The 1,837-nt window shown below is 43.4% G+C and carries 2 protein-coding genes; both read left to right on the top strand.

What is annotated here, in order from left to right:
* Positions 1-880 precede the first annotated feature (880 nt).
* The gene (locus JO972_RS16720) at positions 881-1,315 is read left to right on the top strand and encodes a hypothetical protein (protein WP_309491231.1); all 435 of its coding nucleotides are present in this window, start codon (positions 881-883) and stop codon (positions 1,313-1,315) included.
* Positions 1,316-1,382: 67 nt separating this feature from the next.
* Entirely contained in the window at positions 1,383-1,706 is a 324-nt protein-coding gene (locus tag JO972_RS16715) for a hypothetical protein (protein WP_309491230.1), read from the top strand.
* The last annotated feature ends 131 nt before the right edge of the window (positions 1,707-1,837 follow it).

Genomic DNA, 1,837 nt, shown 5'->3' with positions numbered 1-1,837 from the left:
CCGTCCCTAGTCCGAGAAACATTCTACACGCATGGGACATTCTACATATTCGACCATTGATTTATCGGCGGCCGAATTTTACGTTAGACAAGAATAAGAAATTAAGAGCCAGGGGATTGGTCGCACGTTATTTCACATCACGCGCATCGCGATACGAAGTAGACTCTCTGCTTCCGACCAGTAAGATTGGCTCAAGGTAATTTTGCCCCCGATCATGGACGAAGATCACGGAACCACCCAGTCGTGCAAATGACGAATGGGACGTTAATGTTTTGACCAGTTTTCCTGAAGAATTTGGTCTAACAAGGCGGTTCAGACGACTGTTAACCGTTCGTAGTCGGGAGCCATTTTACAGTTAAAAATTTGAATGGTTGGCGACTGTTTTACACGCAGCGGCTGACCTCTACGTTAGCCAATAAAAGAATGATAAAACAAATATTCCTCTTTCTCACAGCATTCATGCCGTTATTGGTGATAGCAGAGAATTCTACAGCAGAGATTGAACGCATCGATCGTAAAATAACAAATCTAGAATCTAGGGTGGATATGGAGGTGCATACTGATATTCAAGAGATGAACTCACTTGAGAGACGTATAAGTGACTTAGAGGATGAAGCTGGAGCCGTAGCCGCCGTGGCGTTTCTTAGCGGAGTATTGTGTGCCTTATGGGCTCAGCACACTCGGCGGTCATCATTGTTGTGGTTCTTTATGGGATTACTCCTGCTTCCTATCACGCTTTTGGTGTTATTATACAAGAATTCTGAAGATCTTAAGTCAGGCAGAACACAGTATTGGACCACACATTAAGTATTTAGGCTAACAAGACGATGCATCCGACGCGATACCGTTCGTTGTGAGATGAAGTTATAGAGCTAAAATCGTGAATGGTGCGAAACTGTTTTACACGGCGCGGTTGATCTCTACGTTCGGCAATAATAAGAATGAAGACAAGATGATGGGGAAGTTTGATTACGAGATCATCATGGTAGCTCTTGTCGGTTTGTTTGCCGCGATAGCAACTGTGGTGTATGAGCGGTTCACCAGTGATACAAAAACCCACTTTTTGAGGCTGTTCACTACGACTCCTATTCTGGGATTATTGGCATGTTATGCGTTGTGGAAGATTTCCCGAGCTGAGCCACGTAATGAAATTGCAGACGAAGTTATACTTATGGGGATATTCATTTTCTCAACTTTGGGGAACTTTTTTGCGTTGATTTGGTATCTCGTTTGCAGGAAGGTTATAAGAATAAAATCGGCCGAACAAGGCGCTTCATCCGACGCGATACCGTCCGTGAGCCAGAAACCATTGTGAGCTAAAATCGTTAATGGCGGCGAATCTGTTTTACACGGCGCGGTTGAGCTCTACGTTCGGTAATATAATGAAGATTGATGACAAAAACGCGTTAAAGGCAATAAGCATAGTTGCTGCCGTTTTTTGGTTCATCATTGCTGTGTGTTGGTTTCGCGAGACTTACTTCAAAGACAAATATGATAAGGGTGCGATTTGGGTGCCTGTGATCCTTTTTGTAATTCCCTCTACAGCGGCATTCTATATTTTCGCCTTCAGATCCGCGGTTATTGTAATTAAAGATAATGTTAGAGGCCGGCCATTATATACAATTGGTTTAACTCTATGGGGATTTACTCCTGTTCCGCCTATTATGTTTGGACTGTTTTTGGTGTTAACAAAGATTGCCGAATAGGTTTGATTTTAGCATGTTGTCGTTAAGAATAACTGACCGAACAAGACGAAGCATCCGACAGCTAACCGTTCGGCAGTCAGTGATGTGTGACGATTTAAGATTTCGATCAAGCGCTGTCCTTTTGTGAGGGC

The sequence above is a fragment of the Oceaniferula flava genome (genome assembly GCF_016811075.1).
Classification (GTDB): Bacteria; Verrucomicrobiota; Verrucomicrobiia; order Verrucomicrobiales; family Akkermansiaceae; genus Oceaniferula; species Oceaniferula flava.
This window is presented reverse-complemented; position numbering and strand designations above follow the sequence as displayed.

Bases quoted from the DNA above. Each gene is read 5' to 3' on its own strand.
- JO972_RS16715 (WP_309491230.1), top strand. From the start codon at position 1,383: ATGAAGATTGATGACAAAAACGCGTTAAAGGCAATAAGCATAGTTGCT.